This window comes from Candidatus Syntrophocurvum alkaliphilum (assembly GCF_009734445.1).
GTDB classification, from domain to species: Bacteria; Bacillota; Syntrophomonadia; order Syntrophomonadales; family Syntrophomonadaceae; genus Syntrophocurvum; species Syntrophocurvum alkaliphilum.
Window position 1 is genome coordinate 1,317,507 of the sequence record NZ_CP046457.1, and the last position, 24,690, is coordinate 1,342,196.

Annotated in this window: 30 protein-coding genes; 1 reads left to right on the forward strand and 29 read right to left on the reverse strand. The window is 31.9% G+C overall.

The window, feature by feature from the left end; genetic code table 11:
* Positions 1-2 precede the first annotated feature (2 nt).
* The 27 genes from trxA to ruvC all read right to left on the reverse strand — a co-directional run bounded on the left by trxA (position 3) and on the right by ruvC (position 21,914).
* Positions 3-323, reverse strand: coding sequence for a thioredoxin TrxA (gene trxA / locus SYNTR_RS06370; RefSeq protein WP_156203738.1), 321 nt, complete (start codon positions 321-323; stop codon positions 3-5).
* A gap of 13 nt (positions 324-336) precedes the next feature.
* A complete protein-coding gene (gene trxB, locus SYNTR_RS06375; protein ID WP_156203739.1) occupies positions 337-1,554 on the reverse strand; it encodes a thioredoxin-disulfide reductase in 1,218 nt (405 codons plus the stop codon).
* Positions 1,555-1,754: 200 nt separating this feature from the next.
* A complete protein-coding gene (locus tag SYNTR_RS06380; protein ID WP_156203740.1) occupies positions 1,755-2,054 on the reverse strand; it encodes a DUF4491 family protein in 300 nt (99 codons plus the stop codon).
* 16 nt (positions 2,055-2,070) lie between these two features.
* Positions 2,071-2,697: a cyclodeaminase/cyclohydrolase family protein gene (locus SYNTR_RS06385; protein WP_156203741.1), complete on the reverse strand. Its 627-nt coding sequence runs from the start codon at positions 2,695-2,697 to the stop codon at positions 2,071-2,073.
* 16 nt (positions 2,698-2,713) lie between these two features.
* Positions 2,714-3,613, reverse strand: coding sequence for a glutamate formimidoyltransferase (gene ftcD / locus SYNTR_RS06390; RefSeq protein WP_156203742.1), 900 nt, complete (start codon positions 3,611-3,613; stop codon positions 2,714-2,716).
* Between the two features lie 255 nt (positions 3,614-3,868).
* Complete coding sequence (locus tag SYNTR_RS06395; RefSeq protein WP_156203743.1) at positions 3,869-4,405, reverse strand: spore maturation protein; 537 nt, start codon at positions 4,403-4,405, stop codon at positions 3,869-3,871.
* Positions 4,405-4,998 carry a nucleoside recognition domain-containing protein gene (locus SYNTR_RS06400; protein WP_156203744.1) on the reverse strand — a complete coding sequence of 198 codons (594 nt, stop codon included), beginning with the start codon at positions 4,996-4,998 and terminating at the stop codon, positions 4,405-4,407. The genes SYNTR_RS06395 and SYNTR_RS06400 overlap by 1 nt, the downstream gene beginning before the upstream one ends.
* A 261-nt stretch (positions 4,999-5,259) precedes the next feature.
* Entirely contained in the window at positions 5,260-5,676 is a 417-nt protein-coding gene (ytfJ, locus tag SYNTR_RS06405; RefSeq protein WP_156203745.1) for a GerW family sporulation protein, read from the reverse strand.
* A complete protein-coding gene (locus tag SYNTR_RS06410; RefSeq protein ID WP_156203746.1) occupies positions 5,642-6,319 on the reverse strand; it encodes a DUF2953 domain-containing protein in 678 nt (225 codons plus the stop codon). The genes ytfJ and SYNTR_RS06410 overlap by 35 nt, the downstream gene beginning before the upstream one ends.
* A gap of 68 nt (positions 6,320-6,387) precedes the next feature.
* A complete protein-coding gene (locus SYNTR_RS06415) occupies positions 6,388-6,921 on the reverse strand; it encodes a DnaJ family domain-containing protein (RefSeq protein ID WP_156203747.1) in 534 nt (177 codons plus the stop codon).
* The gene (gene scpB / locus SYNTR_RS06420; protein ID WP_243140149.1) at positions 6,921-7,433 is read right to left on the reverse strand and encodes an SMC-Scp complex subunit ScpB; all 513 of its coding nucleotides are present in this window, start codon (positions 7,431-7,433) and stop codon (positions 6,921-6,923) included. The genes SYNTR_RS06415 and scpB overlap by 1 nt, the downstream gene beginning before the upstream one ends.
* Before the next feature lie 5 nt (positions 7,434-7,438).
* Positions 7,439-8,161 carry a segregation and condensation protein A gene (locus SYNTR_RS06425; protein ID WP_156203749.1) on the reverse strand — a complete coding sequence of 241 codons (723 nt, stop codon included), beginning with the start codon at positions 8,159-8,161 and terminating at the stop codon, positions 7,439-7,441.
* A 16-nt stretch (positions 8,162-8,177) separates the two neighbouring features.
* A complete protein-coding gene (locus tag SYNTR_RS06430) occupies positions 8,178-8,798 on the reverse strand; it encodes a site-2 protease family protein (RefSeq protein ID WP_156203750.1) in 621 nt (206 codons plus the stop codon).
* Entirely contained in the window at positions 8,798-11,422 is a 2,625-nt protein-coding gene (locus tag SYNTR_RS06435; protein ID WP_156203751.1) for a CBS domain-containing protein, read from the reverse strand. Before SYNTR_RS06435 ends, SYNTR_RS06430 begins: the two co-directional genes overlap by 1 nt.
* 240 nt (positions 11,423-11,662) lie before the next feature.
* Positions 11,663-12,955 carry a diaminopimelate decarboxylase gene (lysA, locus tag SYNTR_RS06440; protein ID WP_243140150.1) on the reverse strand — a complete coding sequence of 431 codons (1,293 nt, stop codon included), beginning with the start codon at positions 12,953-12,955 and terminating at the stop codon, positions 11,663-11,665.
* A 146-nt stretch (positions 12,956-13,101) separates the two neighbouring features.
* A complete protein-coding gene (locus SYNTR_RS06445; RefSeq protein ID WP_156203753.1) occupies positions 13,102-13,434 on the reverse strand; it encodes a LapA family protein in 333 nt (110 codons plus the stop codon).
* 169 nt (positions 13,435-13,603) lie between these two features.
* On the reverse strand, positions 13,604-14,464 hold the full coding sequence (gene secF / locus SYNTR_RS06450; RefSeq protein WP_156203754.1) for a protein translocase subunit SecF: 861 nt from the start codon (positions 14,462-14,464) through the stop codon (positions 13,604-13,606).
* A 12-nt stretch (positions 14,465-14,476) separates the two neighbouring features.
* On the reverse strand, positions 14,477-15,682 hold the full coding sequence (gene secD, locus SYNTR_RS06455; RefSeq protein WP_156203755.1) for a protein translocase subunit SecD: 1,206 nt from the start codon (positions 15,680-15,682) through the stop codon (positions 14,477-14,479).
* A gap of 38 nt (positions 15,683-15,720) precedes the next feature.
* Positions 15,721-16,380 (reverse strand): HD domain-containing protein, encoded by a 660-nt coding sequence (locus SYNTR_RS06460; RefSeq protein WP_156203756.1) that lies wholly within the window; start codon positions 16,378-16,380, stop codon positions 15,721-15,723.
* A complete protein-coding gene (yajC, locus tag SYNTR_RS06465; RefSeq protein ID WP_243140151.1) occupies positions 16,377-16,652 on the reverse strand; it encodes a preprotein translocase subunit YajC in 276 nt (91 codons plus the stop codon). The genes SYNTR_RS06460 and yajC overlap by 4 nt, the downstream gene beginning before the upstream one ends.
* 66 nt (positions 16,653-16,718) lie before the next feature.
* A complete protein-coding gene (gene tgt / locus SYNTR_RS06470) occupies positions 16,719-17,825 on the reverse strand; it encodes a tRNA guanosine(34) transglycosylase Tgt (RefSeq protein ID WP_156203757.1) in 1,107 nt (368 codons plus the stop codon).
* A 27-nt stretch (positions 17,826-17,852) separates the two neighbouring features.
* Positions 17,853-18,899, reverse strand: a complete 1,047-nt coding sequence (gene queA, locus SYNTR_RS06475) for a tRNA preQ1(34) S-adenosylmethionine ribosyltransferase-isomerase QueA (RefSeq protein WP_156203758.1) — start codon at positions 18,897-18,899, stop codon at positions 17,853-17,855.
* Between the two features lie 6 nt (positions 18,900-18,905).
* Positions 18,906-19,073 carry a DUF2905 family protein gene (locus SYNTR_RS06480; protein ID WP_156204716.1) on the reverse strand — a complete coding sequence of 56 codons (168 nt, stop codon included), beginning with the start codon at positions 19,071-19,073 and terminating at the stop codon, positions 18,906-18,908.
* Positions 19,074-19,163: 90 nt separating this feature from the next.
* Positions 19,164-19,721: an epoxyqueuosine reductase QueH gene (locus tag SYNTR_RS06485; protein WP_156203759.1), complete on the reverse strand. Its 558-nt coding sequence runs from the start codon at positions 19,719-19,721 to the stop codon at positions 19,164-19,166.
* A 50-nt stretch (positions 19,722-19,771) separates the two neighbouring features.
* On the reverse strand, positions 19,772-20,800 hold the full coding sequence (gene ruvB, locus SYNTR_RS06490) for a Holliday junction branch migration DNA helicase RuvB (RefSeq protein WP_420885497.1): 1,029 nt from the start codon (positions 20,798-20,800) through the stop codon (positions 19,772-19,774).
* A 15-nt stretch (positions 20,801-20,815) separates the two neighbouring features.
* A complete protein-coding gene (ruvA, locus tag SYNTR_RS06495; RefSeq protein ID WP_156203761.1) occupies positions 20,816-21,415 on the reverse strand; it encodes a Holliday junction branch migration protein RuvA in 600 nt (199 codons plus the stop codon).
* A 1-nt stretch (position 21,416) separates the two neighbouring features.
* Entirely contained in the window at positions 21,417-21,914 is a 498-nt protein-coding gene (ruvC, locus tag SYNTR_RS06500) for a crossover junction endodeoxyribonuclease RuvC (RefSeq protein ID WP_156203762.1), read from the reverse strand.
* Positions 21,915-22,508: 594 nt separating this feature from the next.
* Here ruvC and SYNTR_RS06505 point away from each other — a divergent pair.
* Entirely contained in the window at positions 22,509-23,114 is a 606-nt protein-coding gene (locus SYNTR_RS06505) for a hypothetical protein (protein ID WP_156203763.1), read from the forward strand.
* A gap of 66 nt (positions 23,115-23,180) precedes the next feature.
* Here SYNTR_RS06505 and SYNTR_RS06510 read toward each other — a convergent pair whose 3' ends face one another.
* Together SYNTR_RS06510 and SYNTR_RS06515 are read right to left on the reverse strand one after the other, a co-directional pair.
* On the reverse strand, positions 23,181-23,756 hold the full coding sequence (locus SYNTR_RS06510) for a hypothetical protein (protein WP_156203764.1): 576 nt from the start codon (positions 23,754-23,756) through the stop codon (positions 23,181-23,183).
* A gap of 176 nt (positions 23,757-23,932) precedes the next feature.
* Positions 23,933-24,685 carry a YebC/PmpR family DNA-binding transcriptional regulator gene (locus SYNTR_RS06515; RefSeq protein ID WP_156203765.1) on the reverse strand — a complete coding sequence of 251 codons (753 nt, stop codon included), beginning with the start codon at positions 24,683-24,685 and terminating at the stop codon, positions 23,933-23,935.
* Positions 24,686-24,690 lie beyond the last annotated feature (5 nt).

The following is a 24,690-nucleotide window of genomic DNA, read 5'->3' on the forward strand; positions in this document are numbered from 1 at the left end:
TATTAACTTGTATGTTTTTGTATTTTTTCTTCTATATCCTCTGGAACTATTTCTTGACCTGATAGTTCATCTATTTTTTCACCGTTTTTATAGAATAGTATTGCAGGTAAGCCCATTATCTTTTGAGATATTGCTAATCTTCTATTACCAGATGTATCTACTTTACAAAACTTTATTTTATCATTATAAGTCTCAGCTAATTGTTCAACATGTGGCATTAACTCTAAACATTTTTCACATTTAGGCCCCCACCAATCAACTAAAACATAGCCATTATGCTCTAATACTTCTTGGTCAAAATTATCCTTAGAAACTTCTTGCATATAATCATCTCCTTTAATGTTGTTTGTTTAATTTTTCAAGTTCTTCATAGGTTAAAGATTTTATTTCATCTACTTTTGCACCATCTTTAAAAAGCCAAATAGTAGGTAATTTTTTAGAATCTATATCATATCTTGTTTTTATTAGCTCATTTCTTGTTGCATCTACTTTTACTAATGCAAACCTTTCATTTTCTTTTATAAAGTTATCTACTATTCCTATTTTTTCCGTTCCTTTTAGATCTGTTGGATTATAAAAAGTAACTATTACTGGTTTTTTAACTTTCAAAACTTCTTTTTCCCAAATTTCAGTCTCGTGAACATACTTCTCTGCAGCAAATGCAGCTGTCGCACCATCTGAAGCTGCAGTTATTACTTGGCGCAAATATTTTTCCCTAACATCTCCTGCTGCAAAAACACCTTCAATGTTAGTTCTCATTCTTTCATCGGTTATAATGTAACCTTGTTCATTAAGTTCTAGTTGATCCTTTACTAAATCACTGGTAGGTTTTATACCAATAAATATAAAAACTCCATGTGCTGGGTAGTCTTGTACTTCACCTGTTTTTATGTTTTTAACTGTTATACTTTCTACTATTTCATCTCCATTGATTGATTGAACTGTAGAGTTCCACAACCAGTTTAATTTAGGATTTTTAAAGGCTCGTTCTGCTGATACTTTATTAGCATCCACCTTACCTTCCTCATGTATGACTATCATAGTTACTTTGTCAGCAAACTTTGATAGGTATTCAGCCTCTTCAATTGCAGCATCACCACTTCCCACAACTACAACTTCTAGCTCTTCAAAGAAGTCCGCATCACACGTTGCACAATAGCTGACACCTTTGCCTCTAAATTTACCTTCTCCTTCAACTTTTAATAATCTTGGTTCTGCACCTAGTGCATACACTATGGATTTTGCATAATACTCTTTCTTTTTACCAACAACCTTTTTGGGAGTGGAGTTTAAATCTACAAATTCTATATTATCTTGTATAAATTCTGCACCAAATTCTTTTGCATGCTTGGCTATCTCTTCACTTAAACCTGGTCCCGTTGTTCCTTTCCCAAAGCCAGGATAATTTTCTAATTCTTCAGTAGTTGCTGCTTGTCCACCTGGTTTACCTTTTTCTAAAATAGCAGTTTTCATACGAGCTCTTGCTCCATATACACCTGCAGCTAAGCCAGCTGGTCCACCTCCAAGAATTAAAAGGTCATAAAAATTTTCCATACCTTACCTACCTTTCTCTCGTTGCATGTATAAATAAACTTATATATCGTTTTTATTTTTAACCATTGGATTATTTGTTATTAACAAAAACTCGCTGTCTGGCATGTAAAATTCTCCATAAAAAAATAACAGAGAATAAATCTTTCTCTGTTATTATGTACTTTATTAGATTGTTTTAATTATCAAGTATTAATGGTTTATTATTTATCTTGGTTTTTTGATTTTGCAGGGTTAGCTGGAAACCAACCTTTTTGCACCCTTTTTTCTTGTTCGAATAATTCCATTATGCTCCAAAACAAGGAAAAACCTAATATAGCTAGCGGTATTGAGATAAGTATATTATCAACCAAAACTGATGCTATACAACAAATAAGACCAGAAATAGCAAAAACCGGCCAGTAGTGTTTCCCAAAATAATATTCAACTTTTATTACGATTGGATGCAATATGCCAATAATAAGAAAGGAAATTGCACCCACAATCAATCCAGTAAAATTCATTTTTACCACTTTCTAATTAACTTAGCATTGTTAAAACCTTTTTATATGTATTTTCTTTTAACTGTGTACCTTCTTTTATAAGTTTATCTACCTCGTCACTCATTGTTTTTATGTAGGCTTCATCTTTTATAAAAACCAAATTCACTCTAACGTTTAATACAGAACTTTCTAACCCTGATAGTGCAGATTGGACTGCTACTCCTACATCACTTATCACATTTTTATTTGATTTTTGTACTATTTTTTCAGCAATCTTTAGTATCTCAAGACATTGTTCTGCAATTTCATAAGGTACCTCTGCTGCTTTTTTAAATCCAGCTTGAAGCGCCTCAGTTCTTTTGGCTTTTTCTTCTTCAGTAGATTTAGGGAGCTTGTACAAATCCATAACACCACTAAATGCTTTGGCATCCTCATCTATTAATACTAATAATTTATCTTTTATTTTTTGACTTTGCTCTAATGCGTCTTGTATTTCTTCTTCAAAGTCTTTATAAGCTTCTTTTCCAGAAGTCAAATTACATACCATAGAAATAAGACTAGCACCTAATACTCCAGTAAGTGCAGCTGCAGCTCCTCCACCAGGTGCTGGTGAATCAGATGATAAATCATTTGCGAATTGTTTAACTGTTAAATCAGAAAGCATTTAAATTTTTCACTCCTTATAAATCAGCAAGGTGGTTTTCGATTATTTGATCGTAATTAAAGTTTTCTATTTTAAGGAAATATTCTGCACAATTTATTAGTGCATCCTGATGTAAAGTCCCAACAAGTTGTGTTGAAACTATAGGTATACCATATCGTTCTGCTTCTAATTCTATAAGTTTTAAAACCCTATAAATTGGGGTTTTGTTCGTATCCAGCATGGTCATAGAAACAGCAGTTAGGTTTCTTTCTTCAAAATATATACCAAGAGAACGAACTGTACTAAAACCACCACTAGGACCACGTACAGCTTTAGCAATATTTTTTGCTATACTTAAATTATTAGTCCCTAATATAACATTTACTGATACGTGACCACTTTGGGAAGCACTAATGATAGTTGCTCCTGCCTTTTTATGTAAAACTGGTTCCCCTAAATCTGGTGCCCTTTCAGGTTGATGTATAACTACTTTTAAACCTTCATACTGTCCTTTTCTTATAAAATCTAAGTTTTTTCTTTCTTCAGTTCTAGCATTTTCTCCACTAAAATAGATAGGAACTTTATATCTATCATATATTTCTTTTCCTAATTCTTCAGCGAATTCTATACATTCTTCCAAAGAAATTCTTGCTAATGGAAATATAGGTAAAGTATCAAGTGCTCCAATTCTAGGATGGTTTCCAGTTTGTTTTTCCATATCTATTAGCTCAAAAACTTTACCTGCCATATTAAGTAGAGCTTCCTTGACAACCGCTGGTTTACCTATTAATTCCACAACAGTGCGATTAAAGTCTGGATCTGGAAAATAATCAATCACTTTAATCCCTTCAATATCACGCACTTGATTTACAATTTCTTCTATTACATCTTTGTTACTACCCTCACTGAAGTTTGGTACAGCATGTATGTATTTCATCTCATATCACCCTTTGTTTAAATATAAATTCAATTTTATTCTATCGCTAAAAACCTTATATTATTCACTATGGTAAGAGTAAAGGTTTATCCCTCTGGATACTTTCATTTGATTATAATAAGGGTAGTAGAATTTACTACTTATGTCTACTATTTTACTAATATATAGCCTTCATTTTCTGTTAAAAATATATTAAGAGATAATTATCATTACAATAACAAAACGGATTTTTGATTTTAATATCCTTTTGCTTTTTTATCTAAATATCATATTGCAGATATATATAGCAGCTAATAATCCGACAATGTCAGCTGTTAAACCTGTGTAAAGTGAATATTTATATTTTTTTATTCCAACTGCTCCAAAGTAAACTGTTAAAACAAAAAAGGTAGTATCTGTTGTTCCTTGCATTACTGAAGCTAATCTACCTATAAAAGAATCCGGTCCATAAACTCTCATTAGTTCAGTTGCTATGCCCAAAGTACCGCTTCCAGAAAGTGGTCGCATTACTGCCATAGGCAGTACTTCAGGAGGTGCACCTAAAGCTACCATAAGTGGAGCTATTGCTGCTATAAGATAATCCATTGCTCCAGATGCTCTAAAAACTGAAATTGCCACCATCATGCCAACTAAAAATGGTATAATTTTTACTGCTGTCTTAAAGCCCTCTTCCGCACCTTCAACAAATGCTTCGTATACTGGCACTTTTTTTATATAGCCATATATAGGTATTGCTAATAATAAAAGGGGTATTGCCCATTTGGAAACAACTGTAAGAGAATCAAGTAGCATTATTTTTTCCTCCCCCAAGGACTTTTAGTTCTAAACCAATAATCTAAAGATACAGCTATCGTCATTGCACAAAGGCTTGCGAAAATACAAGCACCTACTATTTCAGTTGGGTTTGCTGAATCAAAGGAAAGTCTCACTCCAATTATTGTTGCGGGTATTAATGTTATACATGAAGTGTTTAATGCCAAAAATGTACACATTGCCTCAGATGCAGTATCAGAATTTTTATTAAGCTTTTGTAATTCTTGCATTGCTTTCATCCCAAAAGGTGTAGCGGCATTCCCAAGCCCTAGCATATTAGCACTCAGGTTTAGTATTATAGCTCCCATTGCAGGATGATCATTGGGGACACTAGGAAACAAACGAACCATTATAGGTTTTAATAATCGTGCGAGGGTGTTAATTAGGCCACCATTTTCTGCTATTTTCATTATCCCAAGCCATAAAGCCATAATTCCTATTAGATCGAAGCAAACTTCAACTGCTCCTTTAGCTGCTCCAAGAGCAGCTTCGGTTACAACTTCTATATTGCCGTTAATTGCTGCAACAATAATTCCTGATGCTAAAAGTAGTAACCATATTAAATTAAGCAATATCATCCCTCCAAAAGCATATAAAACAGCTAGTCTACGTATATTCTTTTAGAAGGGTATGATTCCCAAATAAAAAATAGAACAAGTCAAAAGATGACTTGTTCTATTAATAATATTTTTTTGAATACAATTATTACGAGTCAAAGGTGAGTCAAAGGGGACGGTTCCTTTTGACTCAAGTGAATGAGTCAAAAGGAACCGTCCCCTTTGACTCACCTTTGACTCGCTAAAGTGCTTTTTGCAATCGTAACAAGATTTAATTTAGATATCTTTATGATGTTGAACATTACTTTTCTTTTGAATTAGTTGATCTATTTTATCAAATATCTGCGGTGCTACATCAACTACTCTTTCAGCTAACTGATTTCCATTTACCGAAATTAGCCTAACATCATTCATTCTTACTACTAAAAAACCCATGGGTTTAACTGATACACCAGCACCACTTCCACCAGCAAATGGCATATCATTTGGTTTGTCACCTTCACTTAATTCATACTCTCCACCACCTGCAGCAAAACCACAAGCCACTTGTGAAATAGGGATGATTACGCTTCCATCATTCGTTTCTACTGCATCTCCAACAACTGTATTCACATCAACCATATCTTTTATGCTTTGCATTGCAGTTTTCATTAATCCCTCAATGGGATGATTTTGTTTTTGTTCTGAGTCCATTTAAATACCCCCTGACTTTTAGTGCAAATACAAGTATTAATATGATAATAATATGCACTATTCGCATTTTAATTATACTGTTTAAATAGGTAAAAAAATCAGTTTTAGTATAGTCAGGCTTAACATCTAATTCTATTTTATTGATTGTAGCAAAATTTGATAGTGTACTTATGATAATTCCTTTTATTGCCCAAAAGCCACCAACGCTTACTGCTGTATGCATAGCATCATTTAAGCCCACTTTAGTTTTCCATATTATTTTGTCAAAAACTATAAACGATAGTATTAATGAAGTAAATTTATAGGTATCCTTTGCTTGTTGTAAAGCTACTTTAAAATTTGTATTAAATTTTAGTATCTTGTTTATAAGTGTTAATTGTTCTTCTTCAGAAACAGGTTCACCTTTAAAGTCTTCCTTTTCGATATTAGACTCTAAAGCGAACATCTTATATAAAAATTCAATATCTAAGTTATTGAACTTATATTCTTTTTTAAATTTTTTAACATTAGGAATAAATTCAATAACTAAAGCTTTTGAATTATCTTCTTCTATTACTTTAATAGTTAACTGTATTTTTATATATAAAAACGATATAATTAATAGCTTTCCAAGTATAATCCATAAAATTATTGTTTTAGACACACTAAAACTCCTGTTTTAGTATATCTTTTCCATTTTATATAAGTTTATACTTAATTATGACTTGTTATCTATGGTTTTATCCTATTTCTTACTTTTTCCATTTCGTTTATTACATTTAAGTTATGTCTAGTTAAGTGAAAGGCCGGACAGTGTAAATTAAAATCTGTTATTTTTTTATTTATATTTTGTAATATAGCTTTTCTTTCTTCTAAAAAACGGTTTTGCTTATTTTCAAATCTCTTTATTGATATACGATTATTTTTTCCACTAAAAAATAATCTGGTGTATTTTTCAAATTTTTCTACTTCCTGCCAAAACTTTTCTATATCAGCATCTATATCGTTTCCAAGTTCAATCCAATAAGGAGCATAGTTGTTTCTTTTTAAAATTCGAAAAACCATTCTAACTTCATCTGGTTCAAATGGGTTTTCTTCTAAGTTTAAAGGTTCACCCATACCTTCTAAGTTATCAAATTTACCAGCTTTTTGAGCTTTTAGGATTTGTTCCTCCACTAAGCTTTGAGTACTAACCATATGCTTAGCTATACCTTTGTTTTTTTCAGCTTTTATTTTTATTTGCTCTTCTATTGATTTTCTAGTCATTATGATATCCCCTCTTTAATATCCGGCAAATCATCTAATGATGTCAGACCAAAGACTTTTAAAAACTCATCGGTTGTAGAGTACATAGCTGGCTTACCAACTGTTTGCTTTTTACCAGTTTCCACTATAAGACCTTGTTCAATAAGGTTATTTACTATTTTTTCAACCTTTACTCCTCTTATTTGCTCTATTTCAGCTTTAGTTACTGGTTGTTTATAAGCTATAATAGCTAAAGTTTCTAATGCAGCTTGTGACAGTCTTCTTATGGCTGGTTTTGTCATGTTGGAAAGCAGTTCTGAAAATTCTGGTTTAGTACACATTATATAGCTATTTTTATCCTTAATAATTTGTATTCCTCTTGATGAATTATTATATTCATTAATCATTTCATTAATAATTATATGTAGTTCTGCTTGTTCTAAATCTAATAGCTCGGTAAATTCACTAATAGTAACTTTTTCTGAGCGTATAAATAAAATTGCTTCTATAGCAGCTTTAACTTCATTTTTCATTAACATTATATCACCCGTAAATAAACAGTTATTTCACCAAACCTTGAAGCTTGAAAAGCTTCTACTTTTTTTAAACGTATCAATTCCAAAAGTGCTAAAAATAAAACTACTGCTTCTCTTTTATTTTTCACTGCAGAAAAAAGACCCTGAAATATAAAACCTTTCTTACCTCTTAAATGCAACTCTGATAGTATATCTTCAATTTTTTCGTCTATACTTACATTATTTTGTGGCATTTCATATTTTTCTTCTGTCGTGTTATCTTTTAAAGATAATTTATGAAATGCTTTTACAAGAAGTTTGACATCTGCTAATAAAACTTCTTTTTCGTTTTTTTCCAAAACATTGTTTTTAAAAAATACCCTTTGTAAATTACCATGCTGTTTTTGCTCTAAATATTCAGCACATTTTTTAAATCTTTTATAATCTAGCAATCGGTTGACTAACTCTTGCCTAGGATCGATTTGATCTTCTTCTATATTATCTTGTTCCTCAATATTTTTAGGTAGTAGCAAGCTTGACTTTAAGTTTAATAAATATGATGCCAAAACTAAAAATTCTCCTAATTTATCTAAATGTATTTGTCCATCATCTCTTAAATAATCAATATATTGGTTAGTTATTTCTGCGATTGGTATATCATAAATATCAATTTCATTTTTTTCTATTAGATATAGAAGTAAATCAAGTGGTCCATGGAAAGTTTCAAGATCGACTATATAAGCCATAACCTACTCACCCCACTTAGAAAACTATAAAATATAAAATACTATATAAAAACTCTACTATGGGCCAAATAATTGCTCCAACTGCACCTGTAAAAATTAATAGTAGTAAAATCAGTGGTCCATATTGTTCTAAAGAATATAATGTGTTTGCTCCAGCATCTGAAAGAAATCCAGCTAATATTTTGGATCCATCTAAAGGTGGTAATGGTATTAAGTTAAAAACAGCTAAAATTAAGTTTATTAAGATTAGGGGCTCTAATAATTGAATAAACATACTTACGGTTTCCACTTGATAAAAAGGTAGTAATATTCTAGTTAAAAGCATACCTACAAGGGCTACGAAGATATTCATTGCTGGTCCTGCTATAGAAACTAACATCATACCTTTTTTGATACTAACATTTCTAAAGTTATGAGGATTTACTAAAACAGGTTTTGCCCATCCAAATTTAAATATTAAAAGCATTATGAAACCTACCCAATCAATGTGGGGTAATGGATTTAATGTTAATCTTCCTTGATTATAGGGAGTGCTATCACCTAAATAATCAGCAGCTTTTCCATGAGCAAATTCATGAAACGTAAGTCCAATTAATATACCTGGTAACCAAAATAAAGTTTGAATTATCCAATCCATTAATTTATTCTTCCTTCCTTAATCCATTTTTTTACTACTTTAATTTCTTCGGCTTTAGTAGATATTTGCTGATCTAACTTTAAATTATATATTTCTTTTAATATAGTCTTAAATTCAGGTCCTTCTTTAAGTCCTAAAGCCTTTAAATCATGACCATTTATTTCTACTTTTATATTATCCTTTAAATCAATGTATTTTACAATTTTTTCCCATACTGTTTCATCTTTTATGCAGAATAAAAGATATACTGTTGTTTCAAGAGTAAAGTTTCCAATTAATTTATCAATTACACTAGGGGAGATGCTATAATTGCTATTAATTTTCTCTAATGCTTTAGGCACCTTTTCTAACTCTAAAATTGATTTTTTTGATTCTTTATCAAATGGATATCTCTCCAAAACATCAGCAACTTGATCTTTGTTTAAGGTTGCAAGAAAAACTAGTATATATATAAGCCATCCCTTAACATTAGTTTTATAGTATCTTTCCTTCCACCAGCCTAAAATGATAGGTATCCTTCGCAATTCATTTTTATTTAATGCTTCTATTTTTACTTCTGGTAGTATAAATCTCCACACACCTATTTCTCTCATACGCTCAAGCGATGATACGGAGTCTTTTTCTGATAATATTAAAATTAATTCTTGTAAAATACGCTTGTATGAAAGTTTTCCTAGTAGTCTTCTTTGTACAGCATCAGTAGCAAACCTAAAGGTGTCAGGCTCTATTTTAAAATTATATCTTTGTTCAAATCTTATTGCCCTTAGAATTCTAGTAGGATCTTCTACAAAGCTAAAGTTATATAATACTCGTATATAACCTGCCTGAAGATCTTTACGTCCACCAAAGTAATCTATCAAATTACCAAATCTATCAGGATTTAAACAAATAGCTAATGTGTTTATGGTAAAATCTCTTCTGTACATATCTTCCCTAATAGAAGAGCGTTCAACCTTTGGTAGTGCTGCAGGAAATTCATAATACTCGGTACGTGCAGCTGCTACATCGATTTTCATACCATCTGGAAGAATAACCACTCCAGTTTGAAATCTTTCATGTAACCGTGCTTTGCCCCCCAAACGAGAAGCTAGGTTTTCAGCTAAGTCTTTTGCATTTCCTTCAACAACTAAATCAATGTCAAAATTAGGTACATTTAAAAATAAATCTCTTACAAACCCACCTACACTATAAACTGAAGACCCTATCTCATCCGCTACCTGTCCGGCTATTTCTAATATAGTAACTAATTTAGATGGAAGTCTTTCATATAGTAGCTGATTACAGTTCTCAATTTTTTCATCATGTGTAGTATATAGCATCTGATGGTCGTCATTAAACTCATCTCCATGAAGGGTCCTTAAGATATCTGTTCTAGAAACTATACCTACTAACCTACCTTTTTCTACTACTGGAAGTCGACCAATATCATATTCAACCATCAGATTTTGAATTTCATTAACACTTGTATCTGGTGATATAGTTAAAACATCAGTAGTCATAAAACCCTTAATAGGTGCATGTTCTAAGTTGTGTATTCTAGCCTTATCTACATCACGTCTAGATATAATCCCCACTATGTTATCTTTTTCAACTACTGGCATGCCAGTATGACCATACCTTAAAAGCAATTTCCCTGCTTCTTCCATTGGTTTATCTTTGGAGATTGTTTTAACTGGAGTTGACATAATATCTTTAGCAGTAATTCCAGGCAAAACTATTCCTTTTATAGCTTCAATAATAATATTTATTACTTTATTAATATCATTATCTTTAATTATAGCAGATGCTGCTTTTTCATGACCCCTCCCCCCTAAAGGTTTCAGTATATCATTAATTTTAACATTATTATTTTTGCTCCTGCCTATTACATATATTTTTCCTTCCATAAAAGCAACAACAAATAGAGCATCACAATTTTCAACTTCAAACAACCTATGACTTACTATATCAAGTCCAGGAATGAAGTGGTTATTTTTAGCTTGTGCAATAACTATATCAGAATTATTAATATTATAATGTTTCGAGGAATTTAAAAGAGTCTGTAAAATTTGTCTTTGTTCACTAGTAAACGGTCTTTCCATGAAATTAGCAACTACTGCTAAATTAGCACCTTTCTCTAATAAATATGCTGCTACATAGGCATCTCTAGGTGTTGTAGAAGAAAAAAGTAGACTTCCTGTATCTTCATAAATACCTAGAGCAAGTATAGTTGCTTCAAACGGGTTGATATTTATTTCTTTTTCTATTATTTTTTCTACTAATATGGTAGTAGCTGCCCCTGTCAAATGTAGCTCCATTACACTACCTTTTATATCATCCGGTGCTGATGGATGATGGTCATATACATGAAAATCAATCGCTTTTTTTTCTATTATTTTCTTTAACTTTCCTAATCTATTAGCATTAGCTGTATCAACAACTATTACTCTATCTACATCATTTAGATTTATTTCCTTAGCTGACTTTATTTCTAGTGAGTCTTTGTATAATGCTAAAAACTGTCTCACATTTTTTGATAAGGTACCAGAAAAAACTTTAACTGCTGCTGGATAAAGTTTACCTGCAGCAACTATACTAGCTAAACCATCAAAGTCTAATGAGTTATGTGAAGTAATTATTTCCATTTTAACTCTCCTGTTTATTTCATTTTTCTAGTAAGAATTTTAATAAAACCACTATTTAAATAGCGACTAGCTTTATGCTAGCCTAATTAATGCAAAAACTTATTCGCCAGTGCGTATTTTTCAATTTTATGAAATTATAACATATGCAGTTACTATATATTAATACTACAGCTAACCAAATACGCAATTATAGCGCAAAAAAAGTCGATGCCTTTAAGCATCGACTTTTTTTTGCTAGTTTTATTTGAATTTATCGAGCAGGATTTCGTTTCTTACTAAATCTTCATAGGTTTCCCGTTTTATTATAAGTTCTGCAGAACCATTATTAACTAAAACCATTGCTGGTTTAGGTATTTTATTATAGTTATTAGCCATTGAGTAATTATAGGCTCCTGTTGCAAATGTTACAAGAATATCTCCTGAATCAAGTTTTGGAAGGTCTATATCCCATATAAGCATATCTCCTGATTCACAACACTTTCCAGCTATAGATACTGTCTCTTTAGGTTCTTTGTCTGCTTTATTACCAACCATTGCTATATAATTAGCATCATATAATGCAGGTCGTAAATTATCTGTCATTCCTCCATCTACTGCTACATATTTTCTGACTTCGGGAATTTCTTTAAATGTTCCTACTGTATATAGTGTAACTCCTGCTGGTCCAGCAATTGACCTACCTGGCTCAACCACCACCTTAGGAACCTTTATTCCAATTTCTTTTGCTTTTTCAATTACTGTTACCATAACAGCTTCAGCCCATTCCTCAGGATCACATGGTTCATCACCATGGTAATAAAAAATTCCAAAGCCACCACCCATATCAAGCTCATCAAACTCATAACCAGTAGCATTTTTCACTTCTCTGCAAAAGTCCATCATCAATAATGTAGCATGTTTAAATGAATTCATTTCAAAAATTTGCGAACCAATATGACAATGTAATCCAACAAGATTTACATTAGGAATGTTCAGTGCTGCCTTTACACCCTCCATAGCTTGACCATCTGTTAATGTAAAACCAAATTTTGAGTCAATTTGCCCTGTTTTTATATGTTCATGAGTATGTGCCTCAATTCCCGGAGTAATTCTTAACATTATATCTTGTTTTACATTTAAATCATCACATACTTTGGTTAAAAGATCTAGTTCTGAAAAGTTATCAACTACTATTCTTCCGATATTAGATTCTATTGCAAAAGTAATTTCTTCCCTGCTTTTATTATTTCCATGAAAATAAATTTTCTCCATTGGAAAACCAGCTTTTAAAGCAGTATAAATCTCTCCACCTGATACAACATCTAATCCTAAACCTTCTTCATTTATCATTGCATAAACTGATAAACAAGATAAGGTTTTACTTGCATATATTACAAGTGAATCACCATATTTAGCAAAGGCATTTTTAAAACTAGCACAATTTTGTCTAAAGCCTGCCTCATCAAGCACATATAGAGGTGTATCAAAATCTCTAGCCAAATCTGTGCAATCCACTCCACCTATTTCTAGGTTCCCTTTATCATTAATTTTCATTGTGCCGGTTAAACGCAAAATTTCACACTCTCCTCAATCATCTTTAAAATTGTCGTTTATTCTACCACTAGTAAATCATATCGTCAATTGTATCTAGTACAATATACACTATACTTTAATAATATGAAACTTTAGCTATATTTTGTTTATGTATCTAGTGCTTCTTTTTCATTTTTGTTTGTATTGTCTTCAGGCTTTGTTTGATCTGTTTTAGGTTTTAGATTATTTATTTCTTGTTTCAAACTTTTATTTTGCTGTTTTAATTCTTGTACTTGCTTAGTTAAAGAAAAATTTCTTATACTGTCAAATAAAAACGTTATTAATGCACCTACACATAAAGATAAAAGTAAAACAATTGCTAATGATGTTTCTGATGAAGTCCAATTTAAAAAGCTTATTGTCACCGGTGCCGTATTTTGACTTACAAATATTGTTACCAAAATAATAACAACTATTATTCCTATTAAATACCCTCTCATCTTAAATCCCCTTTTTCCTTTAATATATAAAAATAATTCTATTTTTAACAAAATTTTTCCTTTTGTATAAGCATAATTAATTTATTATTAATTAACTAAGTGACCACAAATAAAAATCCGCTTTTAAGCATTCACTTAAAAGCGGATAAATATTTGCTTAGTAATAAAACTATACCCTTTTGGTTTTAAACTTATTTGATAGATCATGCCAAAGTGGTGTAGCTATAAATAGTGATGAATATGCCCCTACTATAAATCCAACTAGCATTGCTATTGCTATTATCTCTAAAGTTACTCCTCCAAGTAATAAAACAGCAAATAATACAACCGAAGTTGTTAATACCGTATTTAAAGACCTAACTATAGTCTGCATTATACTTCTATTTAACATAGTTATGGTATCTTCTCTACGCTCCATACTTATATTTTCTCTTATTCTATCGAAAACAACTATGGTGTCATTTATAGAGTAACCAATAACGGTTAACATTGCAGCGATAAAGGGCATACCTGCCTCTAACTGGAATATTGAAAAGACTCCTAAAACTAGAATGACATTGTGAAGTATAGCCAGTATTGCTGCTATTCCAAAATATAGTTCAAATCTAATTGTTATATATAATAGCATTAATACACTAGCAATAATAAGAGCTAATATAGCGTCTCTTGCTAATTCACTACTAATTATACCCCCAACCATTTCAGTTTCTAATAATTCAACTCCACCTAGGGCAGTATCAAGACCAGAAATAATTGCTTCTGTATCTTGTTGAGTTAATTCAGTAGTTCTTATAAAAAAGTCATTATCACTTTGTTGCACATTATATTCTATGCCTAATTCTAAATCATGCAGTGCTGCTCTAACATCTGCTGATGTTGTTTCTTCAGCTTCTACTCTTACTTGTAGGAGAGTGCCACCTTGAAAATCAATACCTAGATTTAATCCTTGGAACATTAATGAAATTATACTAGGAACAAGTATAATGAGAGATATTATATAATAAATTTTTCGTCTTTGAATAATTTGCATTGACTACCCTCCTTACACACCATACAACTTTTTGTTCTGCGATATATTGCCAGATAGGTATAGTAAAGCACGTGTAAAGGTTAATACAACAACCAAGCTTGTTATAATACCTATTGTTAAGGTTACTGCAAACCCTTGAATCGGCCCTGTGCCAAAGTACATTAATACTAAGGCTGCAATTAAAGTTGTTATATTAGCATCTAAAATTGTAGATAGTGCTCGTTTGTATCCTGCTTCAATGGCAGCTTTTAATGACTTCCCATGACGTAATTCTTCTCTTAATCTTTCATAAATAATTATATTAGCATCAACAGCCATACCTATAGACAAAACTAAACCAAGTATCCCAGGTAATGTTAGTACTGCTCCTATAGAATTCATTACAGCTATAACAATCAATATATATACAACTAAAGATAAGTTTGCAATTAGGCCAGGTAGGCGATAATAACCAAGCATGAATATTAACACCGCTATAAGACCTACAAGACCTGCTATTAAGCTACTCTCTAGTGACTCAGCACCTAGGGTTGGTCCTACAGTTCTCTTTTGTAAAATTTCAAAAGATACTGGCAAAGCACCTGAACGAAGTAAAACTGCTAATTCTTGCGCTTCATCTGCAGTAAAATTACCAGTAATTACAGCTCGACCATCAGTAATTACACTATTAACAATGGGAGAACTAATAACCTCTTCGTCTATAGCTATAGGTAGAGGTTGATTTATATTAGCAGCAGTAGCTTCGGCAAAGAGCTCAGTACCTTTGTCGTCAAATGTTAGTTGAACTTCAGCCACGTTATAACCTTGCTGCATTGCAGCTCTTGCATCTGTTAGATGTTCACCAGTTAATAAAACATTGCCATCTTCATCCCAAAACTCTAGCTGGGCAGTATTAATTAAAATGTTTACTGCTTCCTCTGGGTCATCTACACCAGCAAGTTCTATTACTATCCTATCATCACCCTGGGGATAAAGATTAGGTTCGGTTACACCCAGGCCATCAACTCTTTGCCTTAAGATACCTATAGATTTAGTAATAGTATCTTCTTGAAGTTCTTGTCCTTCTATTTCTTGCGCTTCTAAAACAACATGCAATCCACCTTGTAAATCAAGGCCAAGATTAACATCTTCTATTACTGGTTCATACGTATAATAAACAAGCACACCTAAAACCACAATTAGTACTGCCGCTAAAAGGCCACTAGTACTTTTCTTCACACGTGTGCCCTCCTTCCAACATCAAAAAATATATATTACTACAACAACCTAGCTTCATTTATTATTAATTCGAATTCACAACCTAAATAGTTCGCTGCCCTACGACACATTAACATTCTACTTAAAAATATTTCGAAATACTCCATTACCGGGCAGATTTCTATATCAATTGTTAAATCCATAGTTATAACTTTCCTGTTTTCATCGATAATAAGCTGTGAATGCTCAACAGCATAATTCACACGGTCATGAATATCAAATGTAGCAACATCAGTATTTCTTACTCTATTACGATGAACATGAGATTTGTCAGCTAATATGAGGGCTGCTGCCACATAATTCACAGGATGACCACTACCTTCGTCATGATTACCAATAGCGGCAGCAATTATTGATACTTCTTTTGTTTCCATCCCCATACCACCAAGTATTTCCATTGACATTAATGCACCACTCTGACTATGGCGCTCACGATTAACGACATTACCAATATCATGCATATAGCCAGCTATGCCAGCCAGTTCAGCCAATCTTTCATCATGTTTTAGTTTTTTTAAAATTACATAGCTTAGCTCAGCAACAAGGCTAACATGAGGTTTACCATGATCAGTAAATCCCATTTCACCTAAGTGCTCATTTCCTTTAGCTATAAAAGTATTTATTAAATCACTATTTTTTACATCTTTAAGTGTAATCATTGTTGTTGATCCTCAGCTCTATATGCTATAGCTTTTTTTAAAAACTCAATTTCAGTGCCATCATGAACTTTCAGAATAACACTATCATCCTTGATTTTACTAATTTCTCCGTGCATTCCACCAATAGTTACAACTTTTTCCCTTGTACGTAAACCATCTAGTAATTCATTATGTGCTTTTTCTTGTTTTTTCCTGGGGAAAATAATTAAAAAATAAAAAACCAATAAGAAAAATGCAAAGTAAATAGCTACTGTAATCCAACCGCCGTCCATCTTTAATCACTCCTTAATTTTGTCAAACTTTAAATGATTTCGCTAATTAAAGGTAAATTCCTGCTCTTAGTATTGATAATTTTCAAAGAAGTTATTGTAAAAGCCTGAAAATTCTCCTTGTAAAATAGCAGTTCTTATATTTTCCATCAACTTTGCTAGAAAATATACATTATGATAACTTAGTAATCTTGGTGCTAAAATTTCTTCTGCTTTTATTAAGTGTCTAATATATGCACGTGTATAATTTTTACAGACATAACATCCACATTCTTCATCTATCGGGGTAAAATCATCCTTATACTTAGCATTTCTTACTGTAATTTTCCCCTTGTGAGTATATGCAGTACCATGTCTAGCAAGTCTAGTAGGCAAAACGCAATCAAACATGTCAATGCCTCTTTTAACTCCCTCAACTAAGTCTTCAGGAGCCCCAACTCCCATTAAATATCTAGGTTTTTCAGTAGGGAGTGACTCATCCATTACTTGTAACATAGCATACATGTCTTCTTTGGGTTCACCAACACTTAAACCGCCTACTGCATATCCTGGAAATTCAACTTCTTTAATTTCTTTTGCACTTTTTCTTCTGAGTTCTTCAAATACTCCACCTTGTACTATGCCAAATAAGGCCTGATCAGTTCTTGTGTGGCTCTCTTTGCACCTTTTTGCCCATGCACTTGTTCTTTCTACAGCTTTTAATACTTCCTTATAAGTGCATGGATAGGGTGGGCATTCATCAAAGCACATGGCTATATCCGCACCTAGCTTTTGTTCAATATCCATAACCTTTTCTGGGGTAAAAAAATGGCGTGAGCCATCTATATGTGAATTAAAGTACACACCATCATCTGTTATTTGTCTTAATTCACTTAAGCTAAATACTTGAAAACCACCACTATCAGTTAAAACTCCATGTTTCCAGTTCATAAAACTGTGTAATCCACCTGCTTTTTCAACCAAGTCTTCACCTGGCCTTAGATAAAGGTGATATGTATTTGATAATATAATCTTAATTCCCATTTCACATAAATCCTCAGGAGTAAGTGATTTGACTGTTGCTAGTGTACCTACTGGCATAAAAATAGGAGTATCTACAACTCCATGAGTTATTTTAAGCTCTCCTAAGCGAGCTGAAGTTTCCTCATCTTTTTTTGTAATTTTAAACTCTAACAATTCTTGTCCCCCATCTACTTACAGTTCTTATTTTATAAGCATTGAGTCACCATAACTAAAAAAACGATATTTATTTTCTACAGCATGGTTATATGCTTGCATAGTATTATCCATACCTGCAAAAGCTGCAACTAGCATTAATAAAGATGATTCAGGCAGATGAAAATTAGTAATTAGTTTATCAATAGCTTTAAATTTAAAACCTGGATAAATAAATTTATTGGTTTCTCCACTACAAGGTTTAAAACCATAATCTTCATTATATACTGTTTCTAAGGTTCTTACCACAGTAGTTCCTACTGCAATAATACTTTTTTTATTATTTTTTGTTTCATTTAATAGTTGGGCTGTTTTTTCTTCAACTTCATAATATTCATAATGCATCTTATGGTCTCTAATATCAGCACTATTTACCGGTCTAAATGTTCCTATCCCTACGTGAAGTAAAATTCGCACAATATTTATTCCTTTGTCTTGTACTTTAGTAAATAATTCATCAGTAAAATGAAGACCCGCTGTAGGTGCTGCTACAGAGCCAGTTTTATTGGCAAAAATAGTCTGATATGTTAGTTTATCTTTTTCATTTGCCGACCTGTTTATGTAAGGAGGCAATGGTACTTCACCATGTTTTTCTATAAATTCTTCTAAATTAGAGGTATTTAAAAATTGTATTAACTTAGCCCCTGGAGTCTCTAGGTCTTCTATGACTTTAACTTCCACTGAACTATTTTCAAAGTTTATTATTGCACCTTTTTTAAGTCTTTTTGCTGGTCTTACTAATGCTTCCCAAAATTGATCTCGCTTTTTTAGTAAGAATACTTCAACTTTTGCCCCAGTTGGCTTGTATCCATATAACCTTGCCGGCATAACTCTGGTCTCATTTAAAACTAGGGTATCGCCAGTTTCCAGATATTCAATAACATCTTTAAAAACTTCATCTTTTATCTGACCAGATTCTTTGTCTAATACTAAGAGCCTAGAACTATCACGAGGGCTCACAGGATGTTGGGCAATAAGCTCTGAAGGTAATTCAAATTTGTAAGTTGACAAGTCGTATATATTTTTTGTAACCATTTATAGTTATCTCCTGAAAAAAATATTTAATAATATGGATAATACAATACTTAAGATTAAAAATGTAGTTAAAGGAAAAAAGAAGGTAAAGTTTTCTCTTTTTATTAATATATCACCAGGCATTTTAAACCCAGCTCCCCCTAACTTAGATAGAATAAAAATCATCCCACCCATTAGTATTATTAAAAAGCCAATAGTTATTAAAAGCTTTGCTAGTCCCTCAAGATGCAAAGACTTCACCCTTTCTTAATTTTCACTTTGTACCTACGAAAATATTTTGTTTTTAATTTCTTTGGGAGCAAATCTTTCTATTTCACTATATAGACAACCACAATATTGTTGTCTATACATACCCATTTCTTTAGAAATTTTAACTGTTTCTGAAAATCCTTCTCTAAAATCTTTATATAGAAATTTTATAGAATACCTTTGGGCTATTAACTCTCCAACCTCTCGTATTACTTCATGTTTTTGGTATTTGCTCACTAGTAATGTAGTAGTAAAATAATCAAATTTACCTTTTTTTGCTATATGTGCTGCTTGTTCTAATCTCATTTGATAACAAATAAAGCATCGTCTTATTTCTCTATAAGATATGTTTTTAAAGTAATCAACTGGATTGTAGTTTTCGTCAAATATCACTTTTAAATCAATTTTTTTTGAATATTGTTCTAGCCATTCTTTCCTTTTAGCAAATTCACTATATGGATGTATATTAGGATTATAAAAATAACCCATAACTTCATACCCGTCACTACGTAGCTCCTCAACCGGATAAGTAGCACAAGGTGCACAACATATATGTAATAGTACTTTTTCCATATTTACCACCAGCTTTTCTATTGTTAATGTTTGCCTAATTACTAGTATTTTTATTCATCAAATAATTGGTTTGCATATTTACTACCAGCTTTATACCCTAAATGTTTATAAGCTAATTCAGTTGCAATCCTTCCTCGCGGTGTTTTTTGCAACAATCCTACTTTTAGAAGAAATGGTTCATAAACATCAGTTATTGTATCTGATTCTTCGGAAACAGAAGCTGCTAATGTGTCTAACCCCACTGGTCCACCACCAAATTTGACAATTATAGAGTCTAATATCATTCTATCCACATTATCTAAACCATATTTATCTATTTCAAATAATTCTAAGGCCTTTACAGTAACATCTTTATTAATTAATCCACTAGCTTTTACCATTGCATAATCCCTAACTCTTTTAAGTAAACGATTAGCTATTCTAGGAGTCCCCCGTGAGCGCTTTGCTATTTCTGACGCACCTTCTAATTCAATTTCAATACTTAATATATTAGCAGCTCTTTTAACAATGCCCATTAATTCTTTTTCATTGTAATAATCTAGGCGAGAACTAATGCCAAATCTATCTCTTAGTGGAGAGCTTAATAAACCTGGTCTAGTTGTAGCACCTATTAAAGTAAAAGGCGGGAGATCAATCCTTAGAGTTCTAGCAGCAGGCCCCTTGCCAATAACTATATCTAAAGCAAAGTCCTCCATTGCAGGATATACAATTTCTTCAATACTTCTATGTAGTCTATGTATTTCATCTATAAATAGTATTTCTCCAGGCTCAAGATTGGTTAATATAGCCGCTAAATCTCCTGGCCTTTCTATAGCTGGACCAGAAGTTTTTCTAATGGGTTTACCCATTTCATTAGCTATAATAACAGCAAGAGTAGTTTTACCTAATCCTGGAGGTCCACTTAACAGGACATGGTCGAGAGACTCTTCACGTCCTTTTGCTGCTGAGATAAATATATTTATATTCTCCTTAATCTTTTCCTGTCCTATGTAATCGTTTAACTTTAAAGGTCTAAGTGATGTATCTGTATTTTCTTCTTCATTTAATGCTAATGATGAAACTAAACGCTCTTCACTCAAAATAAACTCCTCCATCTATAAGACTTTATTAGCAATATTGCGTAAAACTACTTTTAAGTCTTTTTGTATGTCTCCACTTAATTCTCCTGCTTTTTCCATCTTAACAATTACAGGGTATACTTCACTACGTGAATAACCTAAAGTCTCCATAGCTTCTATTAATTCTTCATCTTGTTTTACTTTCTGGTCGTTTTGTTTTACAGTAGGCATTTCATGATTTTTAAGCTTATCTTTTAATTCAAAAATAATTCTTTGGGCACTTTTCTTCCCAATGCCTGGAATTTTAGTAAGGGTTTTTTCATCTGAACTCATTATTGCATTATAAAAATTTATAGGATTTATAGTACCCAACACATTTAAGGCAGCTTTTGCTCCTATTCCAGATACACTTATTAATAACTTAAATAATTCTAAATCTTCCTTGTTTTCAAAGCCATAAAGCTTAAATTCATTATCTAAAACCTGAAGATATGTATGTATAAGAACTTCTTTTCCCAAATTAACACTTAGCTGATTAACATTGGGGATATATACTTCATAACCTACCCCATTTACTTCTATAGTTACTGTTTCAGTATTTAAAGCGTAAAGCTCCCCCCTAAGAAATGAAATCATTTCATCTACCACCTCTACTAATGTTTAACATTTTTTTTGAGTGTACATGGCATATTGCTACTGCTAAAGCATCAGCTGCATCATCAGGACGAGGGATTTTAGACATATTTAATATCTTTTGAACCATAACCTGTACCTGTCTTTTATCTGCACTACCATATCCAACAACTGCTTGTTTTACTTGTAGTGGTGTGTATTCAAAAACATCAAGTCCATTTTTAGCACTAGTAACCATTGCTACTCCTCTAGCTTGAGCAACAGTTATAACAGTTTTAGCATTTTTATGATAAAAAATCTGCTCTATAGCAATAGCTTCTGGTCTATATTTATTTATAAGTAAGTTAAGTTGATTACTTATTGTTAATAGTCTTAAAGACATATCAGTATTTGATGGGGTTGAAATTACTCCATAATCAATCAATGATTCACGACCAGACTTGTAATCAATTACCCCATACCCAGTTGTTGCTGTACCTGGGTCTATCCCAATAGTTATCATAAATTTAAACCTCTAAATGCAAAATTTAACTATTTCTTAATAAGTTATTATAACAAAAAAATAAAGAATTAGTCTAAGTTTAGGTTTTTGCATTAAAAGCATGAATCAATTTTAAATTTTATTGCTGATATTTTATTTACTTATAGAAATAAAGCTTTGATTCTGCTGCAAAAAGTAACTACAACAAACTTAAGGCTGAGCAAACATGTTTATCTAAGTCCCGAATAGCAAGGCGTGGTGCATAGATCACGGCTAAGTATAAATAAAAAATCATTTTAGATAATAAGTGCTAAGCTAAAATGAAGGTAAAGACCGATGAGTGGCGTGATAAACATGTTTGCTCAGCCGATTCCATACTCTAAGTTTAGCTTTTTGCAGTGGAATCAACTTTATATTTCTTAATTAATTAATTCTTATATGCTTTCATGTTATTGATTAGCTGTGTTTATATCTCTTATTAAAAATTACTAAGTTAACATTTGGTTGATATATTGAATTTAATTGTGAACATATTTACAATTAAATTAAGAAGATTTTTGTCGTATTTTGCAGTTCGGACTGATTGGTTTATCGTTTGAAAGGAGGGCTTAATATATGTTAGCAGAACAAAACATTATTTCTCAGAATTCTGTTATCCAATCTCTAAGTTGCCCATATCCCAAAAGGCCCAGCGAGGTTTATGACCTAGGACTTTCAATTAATTATTTAAACTTAAGCATTTTCCAAGATATTATTGTTTTATGTAAAAATACAAATAGTGTGGAAATAATTAATAAAATCATTTCTTTTGAGAAAAGCGAAGAACAAAAACTTTTTAAAGATTACCTATTTTTATTAAACATTGAGTTAGGAGATTTTTATTATTCGGGCGGATTGAAAATATCAAACAGTGTTGATGAAACAGAAATAGAATTTATTAAACCATTAATCGATCAAAATCTTGAAAATCTTTATCTAAAAGTAAACAAGATTAAAAATGATTTAAGTATTAACAGTTTTGCATCTAGAAGTAACGGAATTAGTGAGCTCAATTATAAGGATGTCTTTGAAACCTGTATGAGTATTCGTGAAAACATAAGTGTTTTATATCATGAACTTTATAAAATATACCCACACGGAAGAGTTCGAGATACCTTTATGGAATTAGCGATATTTACACAGGAGGGTAGTATGAAATTAAGGAAAATATGCACTAATTAATTATCAATTAAATAATTAAGGATAAGGTTGGAGTTTATAAGCCCAACCTTATCCACACTAAATTTCTTATAGGTATTCATCTAAATTCTGTAGCGCATCATGAAGAGTTTGTTTATCGGAAAATTCGTATTTGTTTTCAAGTATATCTTTTTTAATGTAATCTGGAAGAGTTTCAAAAGAGATACCTGTACTAAAATATAAGCTATCATGGTCCTTATCAGGTCCCTTAAAGACTGTCACTCTACCATTATATTCTTTTAATCGGTATTTTTCTTTATCCTTAGCACACCAATCATCTATTTTTTGTTGTATGATTACATCATCATTTTTAACATATATATCAAAACCCTGTTCTTCAGTATAAATTTGCTTTACTTCGTCAATATTTAAACCAATTATTTTTTGGTGATCTTTAAACTCAGATATTATTGTATGACCACATCGAAGAAACTTCTGTTCATGAATTAAAGCCGTTTCTTCAGTTATTGCTTTTTTATCATCTACTTGAACAACAGGTTCCTTTGGTTTCCGATCAGCGACTTTATTTTCTACATTATTGTTTAAGTTTGCAAATAGAACTCCGGCACCAAATCCTGTTAACAAAAATAATGTTAAGACGATTACAATTTTGCTTTTTACCACATTGCACCACCTCTCACTACAACAATATTGCCAACATGAGAGGTTTTTATACATCTATCTTGTTTATTTTTTCTTATTATGCGAATTTATGGTGTATTTTTGTAAAGCTTTGACATTAATTATCATCCAATGTTGTATATAAAAGAATTATAAAAAAGCGGGGTTCCCCCGCTTTTTTATAATTTTTCAACTATTTCGTCAGGTAATGTGAAATTTGCATACACATTTTGAACATCATCATGATCTTCTAAGGCTTCTATTAGTTTTAGAATTTTTTGAGCTGTTGAAACCTCATTAATTTCAATTGAATTTTCTGGTACCATTTCTATATCAGCCGCCTCAAATTGTATCCCATAATTTTCCAAGGATTCCTTTACACTTAAAAATTGTTCTGGCATAGTTACTATTTCTAAAGCTTCATTTTCCTCTTTTACATCCTCGGCTCCTAGTTCAATAGCTTGCAACATCAGTTCTTCATTATCTATATTTAAAGTTTCTTTATTTACAACGAGTACTCCTGACCTGTTAAACATCCAAGATACACAGCCTGTTTCCCCCAAGTTGCCATCGTTTTTAGAAAATAAATGTCTTATTTCAGGGGCAGTACGAGTTCTTTTATCTGTAGCTATTTCAAGCATTATTGCTACTCCACCTGGAGCATATCCTTCATAAACAATTTCTTCTAAAACTTCACTATCAAGTTCCCCAGTTCCTTTTTTAATAGCTCTAGTTATATTATCATTAGGCATATTTATAGTTTTTGCTTTTTGTATGGCTAACCTTAAATTAGAATTAGCATCAGGATCTCCCCCACCTGTTCTAGCAGCTATTGATATCTCTTTGGCAACTTTGGTAAATTCCTTGCCTCTTTTCTCGTCAGTTTTAGCTTTTTTGTGTTTAATATTTGCCCATTTAGAGTGTCCTGCCACAGTAC

What these genes read in the sequence shown, in the direction of transcription:
- trxA (WP_156203738.1), bottom strand. Translation starts at nt 323, where the DNA reads ATGCAAGAAGTTTCTAAGGATAATTTTGACCAAGAAGTATTAGAGCAT.
- trxB (WP_156203739.1), bottom strand. Translation starts at nt 1,554, where the DNA reads ATGGAAAATTTTTATGACCTTTTAATTCTTGGAGGTGGACCAGCTGGC.
- SYNTR_RS06380 (WP_156203740.1), bottom strand. Translation starts at nt 2,054, where the DNA reads ATGAATTTTACTGGATTGATTGTGGGTGCAATTTCCTTTCTTATTATT.
- SYNTR_RS06385 (WP_156203741.1), bottom strand. Translation starts at nt 2,697, where the DNA reads ATGCTTTCTGATTTAACAGTTAAACAATTCGCAAATGATTTATCATCT.
- ftcD (WP_156203742.1), bottom strand. Translation starts at nt 3,613, where the DNA reads ATGAAATACATACATGCTGTACCAAACTTCAGTGAGGGTAGTAACAAA.
- SYNTR_RS06395 (WP_156203743.1), bottom strand. Translation starts at nt 4,405, where the DNA reads ATGCTACTTGATTCTCTTACAGTTGTTTCCAAATGGGCAATACCCCTT.
- ytfJ (WP_156203745.1), bottom strand. Translation starts at nt 5,676, where the DNA reads ATGGACTCAGAACAAAAACAAAATCATCCCATTGAGGGATTAATGAAA.
- SYNTR_RS06415 (WP_156203747.1), bottom strand. Translation starts at nt 6,921, where the DNA reads ATGACTAGAAAATCAATAGAAGAGCAAATAAAAATAAAAGCTGAAAAA.
- scpB (WP_243140149.1), bottom strand. Translation starts at nt 7,433, where the DNA reads ATGAAAAATGAAGTTAAAGCTGCTATAGAAGCAATTTTATTTATACGC.
- SYNTR_RS06425 (WP_156203749.1), bottom strand. Translation starts at nt 8,161, where the DNA reads ATGGCTTATATAGTCGATCTTGAAACTTTCCATGGACCACTTGATTTA.
- SYNTR_RS06430 (WP_156203750.1), bottom strand. Translation starts at nt 8,798, where the DNA reads ATGGATTGGATAATTCAAACTTTATTTTGGTTACCAGGTATATTAATT.
- SYNTR_RS06435 (WP_156203751.1), bottom strand. Translation starts at nt 11,422, where the DNA reads ATGGAAATAATTACTTCACATAACTCATTAGACTTTGATGGTTTAGCT.
- lysA (WP_243140150.1), bottom strand. Translation starts at nt 12,955, where the DNA reads ATGAAAATTAATGATAAAGGGAACCTAGAAATAGGTGGAGTGGATTGC.
- SYNTR_RS06445 (WP_156203753.1), bottom strand. Translation starts at nt 13,434, where the DNA reads ATGAGAGGGTATTTAATAGGAATAATAGTTGTTATTATTTTGGTAACA.
- secF (WP_156203754.1), bottom strand. Translation starts at nt 14,464, where the DNA reads ATGCAAATTATTCAAAGACGAAAAATTTATTATATAATATCTCTCATT.
- SYNTR_RS06460 (WP_156203756.1), bottom strand. Translation starts at nt 16,380, where the DNA reads ATGATTACACTTAAAGATGTAAAAAATAGTGATTTAATAAATACTTTT.
- yajC (WP_243140151.1), bottom strand. Translation starts at nt 16,652, where the DNA reads ATGGACGGCGGTTGGATTACAGTAGCTATTTACTTTGCATTTTTCTTA.
- queA (WP_156203758.1), bottom strand. Translation starts at nt 18,899, where the DNA reads ATGGTTACAAAAAATATATACGACTTGTCAACTTACAAATTTGAATTA.
- SYNTR_RS06480 (WP_156204716.1), bottom strand. Translation starts at nt 19,073, where the DNA reads ATGGGTGGGATGATTTTTATTCTATCTAAGTTAGGGGGAGCTGGGTTT.
- SYNTR_RS06485 (WP_156203759.1), bottom strand. Translation starts at nt 19,721, where the DNA reads ATGGAAAAAGTACTATTACATATATGTTGTGCACCTTGTGCTACTTAT.
- ruvA (WP_156203761.1), bottom strand. Translation starts at nt 21,415, where the DNA reads ATGATTTCATTTCTTAGGGGGGAGCTTTACGCTTTAAATACTGAAACA.
- ruvC (WP_156203762.1), bottom strand. Translation starts at nt 21,914, where the DNA reads ATGATAACTATTGGGATAGACCCAGGTACAGCAACAACTGGGTATGGG.
- SYNTR_RS06505 (WP_156203763.1), top strand. Translation starts at nt 22,509, where the DNA reads ATGTTAGCAGAACAAAACATTATTTCTCAGAATTCTGTTATCCAATCT.